Raw genomic sequence first — 14,939 nt, forward strand, 5'->3', positions numbered from 1 at the left:
AACCTGGCCCCCCGGGCCCGGGGGGGGTGTTTTTGGGGGGGGGGGGGGGGGGGGGCGGCGGGGCGCCCCCCCCCCCCCCCTCTCCGCTGCCCGCCGGGCCGTTCACCTCGCGGACGACGCCCCGCCCGCCCGCGCCATGCCCAAGACCGCCTCCGGCGGGGGCGAGCGCCACAGTTTTATGCGACAACGCAAATATTGGCTTTCCCGCATGGACGGCGACGGCACACCCTCCATACGGTCGAGGAGCCACCCCACGAGGGGCGGGAAACAGGGGGTTTCACCATGGCTCGTGAGGAACTGACCCGACTCACCGGAAACGGCAACGGCAACGGCAACGGGGGACCGTGCGGCAAGGACGACTGCCCGAACGTCTACCGCACCGCGTCCGGCTCCATCGTCGTCCAGGGCGACGTGTCCAAGGCATTCCGGCCCCCGGAGGGGGAAGGGCTTGTCGAGATCCCCGAGGACGTTCTGAAGGAGGCTGTCCGTGCTCTTGGCTGGTGAAGAGTGGGCCGCACGCTTTGAGGGTTTCCAGCGGGAAGCATGGCGTCTTGAGACCCTGCCGCAGTACCTCATGCCGCAGGAAGCCGAGGGGCTTCAGGCGTTCCGCGACGGCGTGCGTATCGCCCCCGCAACGGTCCACAACGAGTACACGGACCGGCTCCGCAGGCAGGTCACAGAGGGACGCGTCCAAGGGCGCGTCCACATCGTCACTCGACCTCTGTCTGAGTACCTGCGGTTCGAGTTCTCCCAGTACTACCGGCCGCACCTCTTGGCCGGAGAGCAGATCCGCATTCTCGACGTGACCGACAGAACCAACCCTCTTGAAGGGGTTCAAGACTTCTGGATGTTCGACCAGTCGGAAGTCGTGCTTATGAACTATAAGCCTGACGGGAAGCAGATCAACCGCGAGGTATTCGAGGGTGACGTGGCCCCGTTCATCGAATACCAGCGAATCGCGGTAGCTGAGTCCGTACCCTTCGAGGAGTTCGTGAAGGGCCTTGAGCTTTGAGCCTGAACGGCTAGGCCAGTCCAGGTCGGACCTAGCGGAAGCACTGCGAAGCCTGCGGAAGCGAGCCGGGAAGACTCAGACCTGGCTCGCCCGTCGCTGCAACATGTCACAAACCAAGATCAGCAACATGGAGAGCGGAAAACTCACTCCCGCCATTGTCGACGTAGAGCTGATCCTTGAAGCGCTTGAGGCCGTTGATCCGGCAGCCCCACAGATTCTCGAACTGGTTCGCACCGCGAATACCGAGTGGCAGGATCATTGGTCTTCGCGCCGTCGGGGCCTAGACAAGAAACAGAACGAGCTGGCCAGGATTGAAACGGCCACAACAGAGTTCCGATTCTTTCTGCTCTCGGCGATTACAGGACTACTTGCTACGCCGGAGTATGTGCGTGCCAGCATCGCGGACACCCCCGGAGACCAGTCCAAGACCATAGCGAAGAAACTGGAACGCCAGAGCGTCCTCTATGACTCGTCAAAGTCGTTCACGTTCCTGCTGACGGAACAGGCCGTTCGCTGGCCCTTACTACCACCTCTCGCCATGGCAATGCAGCTCGACCGGCTGGCTTCGGTATCTCGAATTCCTGGCGTCCGGCTTGGAATCATCCCCTTGACAGGCCACATTCCCGAGATGCCACTGAACACTTTCACGCTATACGACCGGCGACTAGCTACCGTGGAAACCGGAACTGGTGCACTGATCCTGCGGGACCATCGCGACGTGAACGCGTACCGCGAGGACTTCGAGAGGTACGAGTCGTACGCAGCATTCGGAGACGAGTGCCGAGAACTCCTGAACGAGTGGTCCGGGATCTTTACCCGACAACGCAAATAACGCTAGAGGTCCCACGCCCGCGGGCCGATGATTTAGCCATGCCGACCGAACCGAAGAAGGACAGCCAGAAGGCGCCGCCAGGTTGGCGAATGGGCCCCGTCCCGAGTCGTCCGGCGTACCGGGGCAATGAGGGGAACGTCCGTGTCCCCATTTGGCTGACGAAGAACGGTCGGCACATGGCAGGGCGACGCTGCACGAGCTGTTTCGGGAGTCCGCGACGGCTCTTGGCCCCGGCGTTGTGTACGTGTCGAAGTCGGAGCAGCACCAGCCCTGAGTCCGCCCCCGTCATTGACCTCTCAGGAAGGCACACCCATGCCCGGAACCGACCTGTACGGCCTGCCCATCGATGGAGCCACGTTCCTCAAGGCGTGCGGAGGCAACACGCACCCCGACGGCGAATCCTGCGCCACCCTGGCGAGGATCGGCCCCGACGCGTGGGCGCTGGGCGACGACAAGCGCCCCGACATGGCGCCGCTGCGCTTCACCACCGCCGAACTGACGGCGGCCGGTATCGATCCGGCTCGCTTCGGCCCGTCTGCCTGACGACCGTTCACAGGACGACAGTTGCACCACCACGGCTATCTGTGGACCGGCTCCCGGCAACGGTTCGACGATGAGGCTCTGCGGCGGCCCCCGAACCCTGATCCGCCGCCGGACGGCGGCAAGCCGGAGTTGGTCCAGCGGTACCGGGAGGTGAAGGCGGAGTTTCCTGTCGTGGACCTGCCGCCGCTCGAAACGGCGTACTGGCTGGTCAAGCCGGAGAAGCTGGTTCGGGGCACCTGGCAGGAGCCGAAGGAGGCGGCGGCATGGCTCGGAGAACGGCTCGCCGAGCACGCGCCCCGGTTCGCATCCGGGTCGGACCGCGACGGCACGCAGTTGGCGCTACTGGTCGACTCCGCCGCCGAACGGCTCGGTCGGGGCGGGGACGTGTCCCACGGCTTCTACCTCGAACGGCCCTCGTTCCTGTCCCTGGCCCTGGTGTGCTGTTCCCCGAACCGGGCGGTGCCGGGGCTCGCGTGCCCGGTGCGGTAGGGCCGGGCGGTGAACGAGCCCCGGCCCGGGAGCGGGCCGGGGGTCGTTGGGTCGCGGGAGGGGGTGTTACGGAAGGTTGCGGGCCATGACGATGCGCTGGACCTGGTTCGTGCCCTCGTAGATCTGGGTGATCTTGGCGTCGCGCATCATGCGCTCGACCGGGTAGTCGCGGGTGTAGCCGTAGCCGCCCAGGAGCTGGACGGCGTCGACCGTGACCTCCATGGCGACGTCGGACGCGAAGCACTTGGCGGCGGCGCCCTGGAAGGTGAGGTCGCTGTCGCCGCGCTCGGACTTGGCCGCGGCGGCGTAGGTGAGCTGGCGGGCGGCCTCGATCTTCATGGCCATGTCGGCGAGCATGAACTGGATGCCTTGGAAGTCGGCGATCGGCTTGCCGAACTGCTTGCGCTCCTGGACGTAGCCCTTGGCGTAGTCCAGCGCGCCCTGGGCGATGCCGAGGGCCTGGGCCGCGATGGTGATGCGGGTGTGGTCCAGGGTCTTCATCGCCGTGGCGAAGCCGGTGCCCTCCTCGCCGATCATGCGGTCGGCGGGGATGCGCACGTTGTCGAGGTAGACCTCGCGGGTCGGGGAGCCCTTGATGCCGAGCTTCTTCTCCGGGGCGCCGAAGGAGACGCCCTCGTCGCCCTTCTCGACGACGAACGCCGAGATCCCCTTGGAGCGCTTGGTCGGGTCGGTGACGGCCATGACCGTGTAGTACTCGCTGACGCCCGCGTTGGTGATCCAGCGCTTCACGCCGTTGAGGACCCAGAAGTCGCCGTCGCGCACGGCCTTGGTCTTCATGCCCGCCGCGTCCGAGCCCGCGTCGGGCTCGGAGAGGCAGTACGAGAACATGCCCTCGCCCTTGGCGAGCGGCCCCAGGTACTTCTTCTTCAGCTCCTCGGAGCCGGAGAGGATCACCGGGAGCGAGCCGAGCTTGTTGACCGCGGGGATGAGGGAGGACGAGGCGCAGGCGCGGGCCACTTCCTCGATCACGATGACCGTGGCCAGCGCGTCGGCCCCGGCGCCGCCGTAGGACTCGGGGACGTGCACGGCGTGCAGGTCGGACGCGGTGAGGGCGTCCAGCGCCTCCTGCGGGAAGCGGGCCTCCTCGTCCACGGCCGCGGCGAACGGGGCGATCTTCGCCTCGGCGAGCGAGCGCACCGTCTCCCGGAGCATCTCGTGCTCTTCGGCCGGGCGGTACAGGTCGAAGTCGTGCGAACCTGCCAAGGTCACTCACTCCCCAGGGGTGCTAACTACCGTTAAGTAACCTAATTTTAGATGCCCGGTCGCCCGCGTGGATACGTGGCGCGGGCGTGAGGTTGACGACAGCCCAGACCCGGGGCGGGAGGGGCCCCCGACTATGCTCGGGCAGCGCACTCGTGACCGCACCCGTACTGGAGCACGCATGGCCCTCAAGATCACCGTCATCGGCACCGGCTACCTCGGCGCGACCCATGCGGCGGCCATGGCGGAGCTGGGCTTCGACGTGCTGGGCCTCGACGTGGTGCCCGAGAAGATCGCGCTGCTCTCGCAGGGGCGCGTCCCGATGTACGAGCCCGGCCTCGAAGAACTCCTCCAGCGGCACGTCGCGGGCATCGAGGGGGCCAGCGGGCGGCTGCGCTTCACCGACTCCTGGGAAGAGGTCGGGGCCTTCGGCGACGTGCACTTCGTCTGCGTGAACACTCCGCAGAAGCACGGCGAGTACGCGTGCGACATGAGCTACGTCGACAGCGCCTTCGCCTCGCTCGCCGCGCACGTGCGGGCCGGCGCGCTGGTCGTCGGCAAGTCGACGGTGCCGGTCGGCTCGGCCGCGCGGCTCGCGGCGCTGCTGCCCGAGGGCGTGGAGCTGGCCTGGAACCCGGAGTTCCTGCGGGAGGGCTTCGCGGTGCAGGACACCCTGCGGCCCGACCGGATCGTGGTCGGCGTGGAGAGCGAGCGCGCCGAGAAGACGCTGCGCGAGGTGTACGCGAAGCCGGTCGCCGCCGGGTCGCCCTTCGTCGTGACCGACTTCCCGACGGCCGAGCTGGTGAAGACCGCGGCGAACTCCTTCCTCGCCACGAAGATCTCCTTCATCAACGCGATGGCGGAGGTCTGCGAGGCCGCCGACGGCGACGTGGTGAAGCTGGCGGAGGCCATCGGGCACGACGAGCGGATCGGCGCGAAGTTCCTGCGCGCGGGGATCGGGTTCGGCGGCGGGTGCCTGCCGAAGGACATCCGCGCGTTCATGGCGCGCGCCGGGGAGCTGGGCGCGGACCAGGCGCTGACGTTCCTGCGGGAGATCGACTCCGTCAACATGCGGCGGCGCGGCTCCATGGTGGAGATGGCGCGCGAGGCGCTGGGCGACGGGTTCGGCGGGGGGTTCCTGGGGGCGCGGGTCGCCGTGCTGGGCGCGACCTTCAAGCCCGACTCGGACGACGTGCGGGACTCCCCCGCGTTGAACGTCGCCGGGCAGATCCACCTCCAGGGCGGGCAGGTGACCGTGTACGACCCCAAGGGGATGGAGAACGCGCGGCGGCTGTTCCCCACGCTGGGGTACGCGCCCTCCGCGCTGGAGGCCGTGCGGGGCGCGGACGTGGTGCTGCACCTCACGGAGTGGCGGGAGTTCCGGGAGCTGGATCCGGCGGAGCTGGGGGCCGTCGCGGGGCGGCGGGTGCTGTTGGACGGGCGGAACGCGTTGGACGCGGGGGCTTGGCGGGCGGCGGGGTGGGCGTTCCGGGCGATGGGGCGGCCCCGGGCGTAGCCCCTCGCGGGGGGCGTGGCTCCTTTGGGGTGCGGTGCGCCTTCGGGGGCGCGGTGCCTCCGGGGGTGCGGTGCGCCTTCGCGGGTGCGGTGCCTTTAGGGGTGCTCGTTGCCCGGGGCGGGCCGCTTTTTCGCCTGCGGCGGGCCGGTCCCCTCCCCGCCCCTTCCCGAAAACCTGCCGGTGGCCGGGTGGGGCGCTGCTTGTGGCGAGCCCGCTCGGGGGTGGGTGGGTACGCGCGGCGTGTGCCCCACTCTCGCGCAGTTCCCCGCGCCCCTGACGGGGCACGCCTGTGCTCGCGCCCACGCGGCGGAGCCGCACATCGGACACAGCCCCGCGCCCCTATCGGGGCGCACCTGCTATCGAACGGTCCCGTCCCGCACAGGCACCCCTCTAGGGGCGCGGGGAACTGCGCGGCCAGCCCGCCACCGGGCCGCGGAGCACCGCCCCCGGTTAGCCGTCCAAGGACGTGAGGGTTTCCCGGGACGGTGTCCGGCGGCACTGCGCCGCCCTCGCGGCGAACTCCGCGCCCCGTACCACCCTCGCCGTGTTCTCCCACGTCAGCCCCGCCACCTCCGCCTCCTCCCAGCCCCGGTCCAGCAGCTCGGCGATCAGGTGCGGGTAGCCCGCCGCGTCGTGCAGGGGCGGGACGTGCCGCGCGCCCGTGTCGTAGCCGCCCGCCAGGGCCACGTGTGCGGGGCCCGCCGCCGTACGGGCGCGGTCCACCCGGTCCGCCGCCTCGCGGACCGTCGCGTCCCTCAGGTCCACCTGGCACGCGCCCCCGTTCGCCGCGAGCAGCCCGAGCACCTCGGGCGGCATCGCGGCCGACATCAGGACGGGTGCCTTGGCGATCGCGAGCGTCTGGCGCGCCGTCTCCGCGCTCGCGCCGGTGAGGTCGACGACGACGCCGAGCCGGTTCAGCTCCCGTACGGCCTCCTGGCCGAAGCGCGTCAGCCCCTCCTCGGCCCAGCTCGCCCCGGCCGGCCGCAGACTCCGTATCCCCAGCGCGTGGAAGGCCCGCAGCGTGCCGAGCGAGCCGGCGATCGCGACGCCCCGCACGGGCCCGAGCAGCGACGCGACGCGGCCGCAGTTGCGGGCGCCCGTCATGTCGTCGGCCGACAGCGCGAGGCGCAGTGCCTCCGGATAGGCCGCGACGAGCGAGCGGATCAGGTCGAACTGCTCCAGCGTCCCGCTCACCGGGTCCGCGCCCGGCTCCACCTCCAGGGACCAGAACTGCGCGCCGACCCCGCCGGCCCGCAGCCGGGGCACGTCGGTCTGGAGGCTGGTCTCGCCGAGTTCCAGGTCGCACCAGGGCGCGGCGCGCAGGGCCAGCGCCAGGCCGTTGTGCCCGTCGGCGACGGGGTGCGCGGCGAGCAGGGCGCGGGCCCGTGCCAGCGGGTCCGCGGCCGGGTCCGCCACGCCCGCGGGCGGCTCGGGACGGACCGGGGCGTCCGGCTCGCCGACTGCGGCGACAGCGGCGGCGTACGGGTCTTCTTGCAGGTCAGCCATGGCGGCACTCCGTTTTCGGCGGCGGTATTCGCCACCGTGGCACGGCGTGGCCCAAGGGTCGCGGCGGGTGCGGCATGTGGGGTACTGAGTTGTCACCCGTACCTCAGACGCCACACCCGCCACAGATCAGCCCTGTGTCGGACCTCAGGCGGTACGGCCGTCGAGCTGCTCCAGCGTCGCGTTCGACGGGCCGCGCCGGGCCCGCAGCTCGCGGGAGACCGCCTCCGCGTCGCGCAGCACGCGCACCGCGTTGCCCCAGGTCAGCTTGGCGAGGTCGGCGTCCGACCAGCCCCGGCTCAGCAGCTCGGCGACGAGGTTGGGGTAGCCGGAGACGTCTTCGAGGCCGCGGGGCGTGAACGCCGTGCCGTCGTAGTCGCCGCCGATGCCGATGTGGTCGACGCCCGCGACCTCGCGCATGTGGTCGAGGTGGTCGGCGACGGTGGCGGCGGTGGCCACCGGGCGCGGGTTCGCCTCCTCGAAGGCGTGCTGGACCTTCATGCCCGCCTCGGTGGTGTCGAGGTGGTGCAGCCCGTGCGCCCGCATGTTCTCGTCCGCCCGCAGCGTCCACTCGACGGCCGCGGGGAGGATGAACTTCGGTACGAAGGTGGCCATCGCGACCCCGCCGTTGCCGGGCAGCAGCGCCAGGACGTCGTCGGGGACGTTGCGCGGGTGGTCGCAGACCGCGCGGGCCGAGGAGTGCGAGAAGACGACCGGCGCCCCGGTCACGGCCAGCGCGTCGCGCATGGTCGTCGCGGCGACGTGCGAGAGGTCGACCAGCATGCCGACCCGGTTCATTTCGCGCACGACCTCGCAGCCGAACGCGGAGAGCCCGCCGACGCCCGGATCGTCGGTCGCCGAGTCCGCCCACGCGATGTTGTCGTTGTGGGTGAGCGTCATGTACCGCACGCCCAGCTCGTGCAGGGCGCGCAGCGTGGCGAGCGAGTTGTTGATGGAGTGCCCGCCCTCGGCGCCCGTCAGCGAGGCGATGAGGCCGCGCGAGCGGGCCGCCTCCATGTCGTCGGCGCTCAGCGCCCGCACCAGGTGGTCCGGGTGGCGGTCGACGAGCTGGGCGACGCAGTCGATCTGCTCCAGCGTGGCGCTGACCGCCGCGTCGCCGGTCAGGTCGGTGCGCACGTACACGGACCAGAACTGCGCGCCGACGCCGCCCGCGCGCAGCCGCGCGATGTCGGTGTGCAGCCGGCCGCGCTGGTCCTCGGCGATGTCGCGGGCGTCGAGGTCGTAGCGGACCTGTTCGCGCAGCGCCCACGGCAGGTCGTTGTGGCCGTCGGCGACGGGGTGCTCGGCGAGCAGGGCCCGCGCGCGGGCCAGGTGCTCGGCCCCCCGGGCGCCGTGCGGGTCGCTCACTGGGCCACCTTGCTGCGCAGGCGGCGGCCCTTCTCGGTGGCCTGGTCGTTCAGCTCCTGCTGGAACTCGCGCATCCGGGCCTGGAGGTCCGGGTCGTGCGCGCCGATGATGCGGGCCGCGAGGAGCCCGGCGTTGCGCGCGCCCGCGACGGAGACGGTGGCGACGGGCACGCCCGCGGGCATCTGCACGATGGAGAGCAGCGAGTCCATGCCGTCGAGGTACTTCAGCGGGACGGGCACGCCGATGACGGGCAGCGGGGTGACCGAGGCCAGCATGCCGGGCAGGTGGGCGGCGCCGCCCGCGCCCGCGACGATCGCCTTGAGGCCGCGGCCGGCGGCCTGCTCGCCGTACGCGATCATCTCGTGCGGCATGCGGTGCGCGGAGACGACGTCGACCTCGTACGGGATCTCGAACTCGGCCAGGGCCTGGGCCGCGGCCTCCATGACGGGCCAGTCGGAGTCCGAGCCCATGACGATGCCGACCAGCGGGGACGTGCTTGTCATTCGGTGATCGTTCCTCTGAGGTAGTCGGCTGCGTGGCGGGCGCGCTCGCGCACGTCCGCGAGGTCGTCGCCGTAGGTGTTGACGTGACCGACCTTGCGGCCGGGCTTCACGTCCTTGCCGTACATGTGGATCTTGAGCTGCGGGTCGCGGGCCATGCAGTGCAGGTAGCCCTGGTACATGTCCGGGTAGTCGCCGCCCAGCACGTTGCACATGACCGTCCACGTCGACCTGGGGCGCGGGTCGCCCAGCGGAAGGTCGAGGACGGCCCTGACGTGGTTGGCGAACTGCGAGGTGACCGCGCCGTCCTGGGTCCAGTGGCCGGAGTTGTGCGGGCGCATGGCCAGCTCGTTGACGAGGATGCGCCCGTCGCGGGTCTGGAACAGCTCGACCGCGAGGTGCCCGACGACGCCCAGCTCCGAGGCGATCCGCAGCGCGAGCCGCTGCGCCTCGCCCGACAGCTCGTCGGAGAGGTCGGGGGCGGGGGCGATCACCGTGTCGCAGACGCCGTCGACCTGGATCGACTCGACGACGGGGTAGGCGACGGCCTGGCCGTGCGGGGAGCGGACGATGTTCGCCGCGAGCTCCCGTACGAAGTCGACCTTCTCCTCCGCCAGGACCTGCACCCCGGCGCGGAAGGGGTCGGCGGCGTCCGCCTCGCTCCGTACGAACCACACCCCCTTCCCGTCGTAGCCGCCGCGGACGGTCTTGAGGATGACGGGGTAGCCGTCGCCCTCCTCGGCGAACGCGGTCACGTCCGCCGGGTCCGTCACGATGCGGTGCCGGGGGCAGGGCGCGCCGATTTCGGTCAGTCTGGCGCGCATCACCCCCTTGTCCTGGGCGTGCACCAACGCGTCGGGCCCCGGCCGGACGGGGATGCCGTCCGCTTCCAGGGCCCGCAGGTGCTCGGTGGGCACGTGCTCGTGATCGAAGGTGATCACGTCACAGCCGCGCGCGAAGGCGCGCAGCGTGTCCAGGTCGCGATAGTCGCCGATGACGACCTCGCTCACCACCTGGGCCGCCGAGTCCTGGGGGGTGTCACTGAGGAGCTTGAACTTGATGCCGAGGGGGATGCCCGCCTCGTGGGTCATGCGGGCGAGCTGACCGCCGCCGACCATGCCGACTACCGGGAACGTCACACCACCAGGGTATCCGCCGTCCCGGTGACGCCCCGCACGCGAGGTGGACGCCGGGTCCCGGGCGGTGGCGCGCGTCACAGCACGGCCACACCTGTCGCGAAGCGCACCGGCATCCACCGGAGGGGCTGGTTAGCATGGCTGGGTTGACGTCATCGATCGAACGGGGCTGGACGAACACCATGAGTGGACGAGGAGACGGCCCTTTGCGGAAGCGGATCGACCTGCTGGCGCGCGAGTTCGCGAAGTTCGGCGCGGTGGGCGGTCTGGGGCTCCTCGTGGACCTGGGCGTCTTCAACCTGGTGCGGCACACCACTGACCTGCCGGTGGTGCGGGCCAGCATCATCGCCACGGTCGTCGCGATCGGCTTCAACTACCTGGGCTTCCGCTACTTCACGTACAACGACCGCGACAAGACGCGCAGGACGAAGGAGATGAGCCTGTTCCTGCTGTTCAGCGCGGTCGGGCTGGTGATCCAGAACGGCGTGCTGTACGCGGCGACGTACGGCTTCGGCTGGGACACCCCGCTCCAGAGCAACGCCTTCAAGTTCCTCGGCATCGGGATCGCGACGCTGTTCCGCTTCTGGTCGTACCGCACGTGGGTGTTCCGTGCGCTGCCCGCGCGCGAGGCGGTGCAGACGGCGGAGTCGTTCCTGGACCAGGCGGCGCCGCAGGCGCAGCCGCTCAGGGCGGACCGCGCGGCCTGAGCCGCCGGTCCGTACGGGCCGCGGGGCGCCTCAGCGGATGGGGCGCTCCTCGTCCTCGGGACGCTGGGCGCGCGTCGTCGGTTCGCGGCTGAGGAAGAGCGCGAAGACCGCGGGGTGCTGCTGGAGCATCTCCAGCCTGCCGCCGTCCGCCTCCGCGAGGTCGCGGGCGACCGCGAGGCCGATGCCGGTGGAGTTGCGGCCGCTGATGGTCCGCTCGAAGATCCGCGCGCCGAGGTCGGCGGGCACGCCGGGACCCTCGTCGGTGACCTCGATGACCGCCTGGTTCCCGGTGACGCGGGTGCGGACCGCGACGGTGCCGCCGCCGTGCATGAGGGAGTTCTCGATGAGCGCGGCCAGCACCTGGGCGACCGCGCCCGGGGTGCCCACCGCGTGCAGGTGCTGCTTGCCGGAGTGGACGATGGCGCGGCCCGCGCTGCGGTAGGCGGGGCGCCACTCCTCCAGCTGCTGCTTGACGACCTCGTCGAGGTCGAAGGCGACCGCCGAGCCGATCCTGGGGTCGCGGGCGTTGGTGAGCAGCCGCTCCACGACGTCGGTGAGGCGCTCCACCTGGGTCAGCGCGATGTTCGCCTCCTCCTTCACCGTGTCCAGGTCGTCCGTCGCGGAGATCTCCTCCAGGCGCATGGACAGCGCGGTCAGCGGCGTGCGGAGCTGGTGCGAGGCGTCGGCGGCGAGCCGCCGCTCGGCGGTGAGCATGCGGGCGATGCGCTCGGCGGAGGAGTCCAGGACGTCGGCGACGCGGTCCAGCTCGGGCACGCCGTAGCGCTTGTGGCGCGGGCGGGGGTCGCCGGAGCCCAGGCGTTCGGCGGTCTCGGCGAGGTCGGTGAGCGGTGAGGTGAGCCGGTTCGCCTGGCGCACGGCGAGCAGGACGGCGGCGATGACGCAGAGGAAGGCGACGGTGCCGATGATCAGGAGGGTGCGGCCGACCTCCTCGGTGACCGCCGAGCGGGGCTCCTCCACGGTGACCCGTTCGCCCCTGTCGCCCTTGGCGGTGTAGCTGATGACGCTGTCGGTGGGGCGGGTGCCCAGCTCTATGGTCGGGCGGCCCTTGATCTCCACCCGGGCGTAGCGCTCCAGCCCGAACTGCTCGCTGAGCAGTTCGGGGCTGACCCCCTCGCCGGCCGTCAGCCGGGAGCCCACCACGCTGACCAGGCGTACGGCGTCGGACTCGACGCTCTCCTGGGCGCTGCTGGTGATGGTGCGGGTCTCCACGACGATGAGCGAGACGCCGAACACGGCGATCACCACGAGCACCACGGCGAGGGTGGAGTTGATCAGTCTGCGGCGCATGGCTGTCTGTGTACGTCAGCTCTTCTCGAAGCGGAAGCCGACGCCCCGGACCGTGGCGATGTAGCGCGGGTTCGCCGCGTCGTCGCCGAGCTTCTTGCGGAGCCAGGAGATGTGCATGTCGAGGGTCTTCGTCGAGGACCACCAGGTGGTGTCCCAGACCTCGCGCATCAGCTGGTCGCGGGTGACGACCCGGCCCGCGTCGCGGACCAGGACCCGCAGCAGGTCGAACTCCTTGGCGGTGAGCTGGAGCTCCTCGTCGCCCATCCACGCGCGGTGCGACTCGACGTCGATCCGCACGCCGTGCGTGGCGGGGGCGGGAGCGGGCTCGGTCGCGCCGCGCCGCAGCAGGGCCCGGACCCGGGCGAGCAGTTCGGCCAGGCGGAAGGGCTTGGTGACGTAGTCGTCGGCGCCGGCGTCCAGGCCGACCACCGTGTCCACCTCGTCGGCGCGGGCGGTCAGCACCAGGATCGGGAAGGTGTGGCCGTCGGCGCGGAGCCTGCGGGCGACCTCCAGGCCGTCCATTCCTGGCAGTCCCAGGTCCAGGACGACGAGGTCGACGCCGCCCTGGAGTCCGGCGTCCAGCGCGGTCGGGCCGTCCTCGCGGACCTCGACCTCGTAACCCTCCCGACGCAGTGCGCGGGCCAGCGGCTCCGAGATGGATGCGTCGTCCTCGGCGAGCAGTACACGGGTCATGGGGGTGATGGTAGTCCGCGCGCGCCGAGCGGCGCCCCGGGATCACCTCATGATCGTCAAGGCCTGGGGTGCTGAGGAGGGATTCTGTTCATGACCTTCGAATGTGGGAATGCGGTTCCACGGGGGCCTGTGATCCATCTCTCAAGTCCTTCCATATGCCGCACTGTCGTGTCGTATGGTGTCGAGACGCCTGTTGCACTGATAGAGGACCTTTGGGCTGCATTGAGCGCCAAGGGTCTCTTTTGTGTGCGGGGTCGGTGCGAAGGGTGCCGATTCCGAAGAAGTGAATGACCTGTGGGCCGGGCCCCGTTTGCGCGATGGTGCGCGCGGGGCGTGGATCCCGGTACGGACCTTCCCGTCGCTCCCGCCCGTGGGCGGGGCGAGCTCCCGGGGCGTGGGAGCGGGCCGCTCCGCGCCGGTGCCGGCCAACCCCCACCGGGCGCGACCCCCACAGCTTGTGGCGCGTCCCGAGCAAGCAAGGATCGACCATGGCGTCCAGCCTGACGAAGGATTCGACCGGAACCCCAGGTTCCGAGAAGACCTTCTTCGGCCACCCCCGCGGCCTGGCCACTCTCTTCATGACCGAGATGTGGGAGCGCTTCAGCTTCTACGGCATGCGGGCCCTGCTCACGCTTTACCTGGTCTCGGGCGGCGTCGACGCCGCCAAGGACGCCCAGGGCGGCGGTCTCGCCATGGCGTTCGCCACGGCCACCGCGATCTACGGCACGTACAACGCCGTCGTCTACCTGGCGGCACTGCCCGGCGGCTGGTTCGGCGACCGCCTGTGGGGCGCGCGCAAGGCCGTGACCGTCGCGTCCGTCGTGATCATCGCGGGCCACCTCTGCCTGGTGTTCCCCGGCAAGCCGATGTTCTTCATCGGCCTCGCGCTGATCGCCATCGGCTCCGGTCTGCTGAAGGCCAACATCTCGACGATGGTCGCGCACCTCTACGAGGGCCCGAACGACCCGCGTCGCGACGGCGGCTTCACGATCTTCTACATCGGCGTCAACATCGGTGCCTTCATCGCGCCGCTGACGATCGGCACGATCGGCGAGAAGGTCAACTGGCACCTCGGCTTCGGCATCGCCGCGGTCGGCATGGCGCTGGGCCTGGTCCAGTTCCTCTTCGGCACGCGCCACCTGAGCGCCGAGAGCGACAAGGTCCCCAACCCGCTGCCGGTCTCCGAGCGGAACGCGCTGCTGAAGAAGGTCGCGATCGCGGTCGGCGTCATCGCCGCCTTCTACGCGACCATCGGCGCGCTGGGCGTCTTCAACCAGAAGTGGATCCTGATCCCGCTGCCGCTGGCGATCCTCGCCGTCCCCGCCTTCGTCCTCGGCCGCATCAAGCGCGACAAGGACCTGACGGGCGAAGAGCAGTCGAAGATGACCGCGTACATCTGGTTCTTCGTCGCCGCGATGATGTTCTGGGTCATCTACGACCAGGGCGGCTCGACGCTCTCGCTGTTCGCCTCCACGAACACCACGGGCGAAGTGCTCGGCATGGACTTCCCCATCTCGTGGTTCCAGTCGCTGAACCCGCTGTTCATCATGGCGCTCGCGCCGGTCTTCGCGTGGCTGTGGCTGTGGCTGGCGCGCAAGAACCAGGAGCCGAGCACCATCGTGAAGTTCGCGATGGGTCTGACCGTCGTCGGCGGTTCGTTCTTCGTCTTCCTGGTGCCGCTGGGCATGTCGTCCGACGGCACGCTGGTCTCGCCGATGTGGCTGGTCTCGATCTACATGATGCAGACCATCGCCGAGCTGTGCATCTCCCCCGTGGGCCTGTCGGTGACCACCAAGATGGCGCCGCGGAAGTACTCCTCGCAGATGCTCGGCGTCTGGTTCCTGGCGGTCAGCGCGGGCTCCGCGAGCCTGACCCTGGCCAACCAGACCGGCGCCAACCTGAAGGGCATGGGCTTCGTCGCCCTGGAGGCCTCGCTCGCCGCGCTCGCCGGTGTCGCGATCTTCATGTACCGCAGGAAGGTGCGCGCCCTCATGGGCGACGTGCACTGATCCGCGTACGGCGAGAGGGCCGTGGGGGGGGGGGGCGGGCGCGGGCCCCCCCCCCCCCGCCCCCCCGCGGGGGGGCGCCCCCGGCCCCCCCCCCCCCCCCCG

At 70.5% G+C, this 14,939-nt stretch carries 15 protein-coding genes; 8 read left to right on the forward strand and 7 right to left on the reverse strand.

Going from position 1 to position 14,939, the window contains the following annotated elements:
- The first annotated feature begins 282 nt into the window (after nucleotides 1–282).
- The 5 genes from ACIBNE_RS06095 (at nucleotide 283) to ACIBNE_RS06115 (ending at nucleotide 2,876) form a co-directional block, all read left to right on the forward strand.
- Nucleotides 283–504 carry a hypothetical protein gene (locus ACIBNE_RS06095; protein ID WP_399270167.1) on the forward strand — a complete coding sequence of 74 codons (222 nt, stop codon included), beginning with the start codon at nucleotides 283–285 and terminating at the stop codon, nucleotides 502–504.
- A complete protein-coding gene (locus tag ACIBNE_RS06100) occupies nucleotides 488–1,012 on the forward strand; it encodes a DUF6879 family protein (RefSeq protein WP_399270169.1) in 525 nt (174 codons plus the stop codon). Before ACIBNE_RS06095 ends, ACIBNE_RS06100 begins: the two co-directional genes overlap by 17 nt.
- Nucleotides 1,002–1,844 carry a helix-turn-helix domain-containing protein gene (locus ACIBNE_RS06105; RefSeq protein WP_399270171.1) on the forward strand — a complete coding sequence of 281 codons (843 nt, stop codon included), beginning with the start codon at nucleotides 1,002–1,004 and terminating at the stop codon, nucleotides 1,842–1,844. The genes ACIBNE_RS06100 and ACIBNE_RS06105 overlap by 11 nt, the downstream gene beginning before the upstream one ends.
- Before the next feature lie 312 nt (nucleotides 1,845–2,156).
- Nucleotides 2,157–2,387: a DUF397 domain-containing protein gene (locus ACIBNE_RS06110; protein WP_399270173.1), complete on the forward strand. Its 231-nt coding sequence runs from the start codon at nucleotides 2,157–2,159 to the stop codon at nucleotides 2,385–2,387.
- A gap of 21 nt (nucleotides 2,388–2,408) precedes the next feature.
- Nucleotides 2,409–2,876, forward strand: a complete 468-nt coding sequence (locus ACIBNE_RS06115; RefSeq protein WP_399270175.1) for a hypothetical protein — start codon at nucleotides 2,409–2,411, stop codon at nucleotides 2,874–2,876.
- Between the two features lie 66 nt (nucleotides 2,877–2,942).
- Here the strand turns inward: ACIBNE_RS06115 and ACIBNE_RS06120 are convergent, their stop codons facing one another.
- Nucleotides 2,943–4,100: an acyl-CoA dehydrogenase gene (locus ACIBNE_RS06120; protein ID WP_399270177.1), complete on the reverse strand. Its 1,158-nt coding sequence runs from the start codon at nucleotides 4,098–4,100 to the stop codon at nucleotides 2,943–2,945.
- Nucleotides 4,101–4,278: 178 nt separating this feature from the next.
- On the opposite strand from ACIBNE_RS06120, the gene ACIBNE_RS06125 reads away from it, so the two are divergent.
- Nucleotides 4,279–5,613 (forward strand): UDP-glucose dehydrogenase family protein, encoded by a 1,335-nt coding sequence (locus tag ACIBNE_RS06125; RefSeq protein WP_399270179.1) that lies wholly within the window; start codon nucleotides 4,279–4,281, stop codon nucleotides 5,611–5,613.
- Nucleotides 5,614–6,063: 450 nt separating this feature from the next.
- On the opposite strand, the gene ACIBNE_RS06130 is transcribed toward ACIBNE_RS06125, so the two are convergent.
- The 4 genes from ACIBNE_RS06130 to ACIBNE_RS06145 all read right to left on the reverse strand — a co-directional run bounded on the left by ACIBNE_RS06130 (nucleotide 6,064) and on the right by ACIBNE_RS06145 (nucleotide 10,123).
- Nucleotides 6,064–7,119, reverse strand: a complete 1,056-nt coding sequence (locus tag ACIBNE_RS06130; protein ID WP_399270181.1) for a membrane dipeptidase — start codon at nucleotides 7,117–7,119, stop codon at nucleotides 6,064–6,066.
- 144 nt (nucleotides 7,120–7,263) lie between these two features.
- Nucleotides 7,264–8,484, reverse strand: a complete 1,221-nt coding sequence (locus ACIBNE_RS06135) for a dipeptidase (RefSeq protein ID WP_399270183.1) — start codon at nucleotides 8,482–8,484, stop codon at nucleotides 7,264–7,266.
- Nucleotides 8,481–8,987 (reverse strand): 5-(carboxyamino)imidazole ribonucleotide mutase, encoded by a 507-nt coding sequence (gene purE / locus ACIBNE_RS06140; protein WP_399270186.1) that lies wholly within the window; start codon nucleotides 8,985–8,987, stop codon nucleotides 8,481–8,483. The genes ACIBNE_RS06135 and purE overlap by 4 nt, the downstream gene beginning before the upstream one ends.
- The gene (locus tag ACIBNE_RS06145; RefSeq protein ID WP_399270188.1) at nucleotides 8,984–10,123 is read right to left on the reverse strand and encodes a 5-(carboxyamino)imidazole ribonucleotide synthase; all 1,140 of its coding nucleotides are present in this window, start codon (nucleotides 10,121–10,123) and stop codon (nucleotides 8,984–8,986) included. The genes purE and ACIBNE_RS06145 overlap by 4 nt, the downstream gene beginning before the upstream one ends.
- 179 nt (nucleotides 10,124–10,302) lie before the next feature.
- Between ACIBNE_RS06145 and ACIBNE_RS06150 the strand changes: the two genes are divergently transcribed.
- Entirely contained in the window at nucleotides 10,303–10,827 is a 525-nt protein-coding gene (locus tag ACIBNE_RS06150) for a GtrA family protein (protein ID WP_399270190.1), read from the forward strand.
- 30 nt (nucleotides 10,828–10,857) lie between these two features.
- On the opposite strand, the gene ACIBNE_RS06155 is transcribed toward ACIBNE_RS06150, so the two are convergent.
- Nucleotides 10,858–12,135 (reverse strand): ATP-binding protein, encoded by a 1,278-nt coding sequence (locus ACIBNE_RS06155; protein ID WP_399270192.1) that lies wholly within the window; start codon nucleotides 12,133–12,135, stop codon nucleotides 10,858–10,860.
- Between the two features lie 15 nt (nucleotides 12,136–12,150).
- The gene (locus ACIBNE_RS06160; protein WP_399270194.1) at nucleotides 12,151–12,828 is read right to left on the reverse strand and encodes a response regulator transcription factor; all 678 of its coding nucleotides are present in this window, start codon (nucleotides 12,826–12,828) and stop codon (nucleotides 12,151–12,153) included.
- 488 nt (nucleotides 12,829–13,316) lie between these two features.
- Between ACIBNE_RS06160 and ACIBNE_RS06165 the strand changes: the two genes are divergently transcribed.
- Nucleotides 13,317–14,837, forward strand: a complete 1,521-nt coding sequence (locus tag ACIBNE_RS06165) for a peptide MFS transporter (protein WP_399270196.1) — start codon at nucleotides 13,317–13,319, stop codon at nucleotides 14,835–14,837.
- Nucleotides 14,838–14,939 lie beyond the last annotated feature (102 nt).

Origin of the sequence: Streptomyces sp. NPDC050504 (assembly GCF_044458065.1) — a bacterium.
GTDB lineage: Bacteria > Actinomycetota > Actinomycetes > Streptomycetales > Streptomycetaceae > Streptomyces.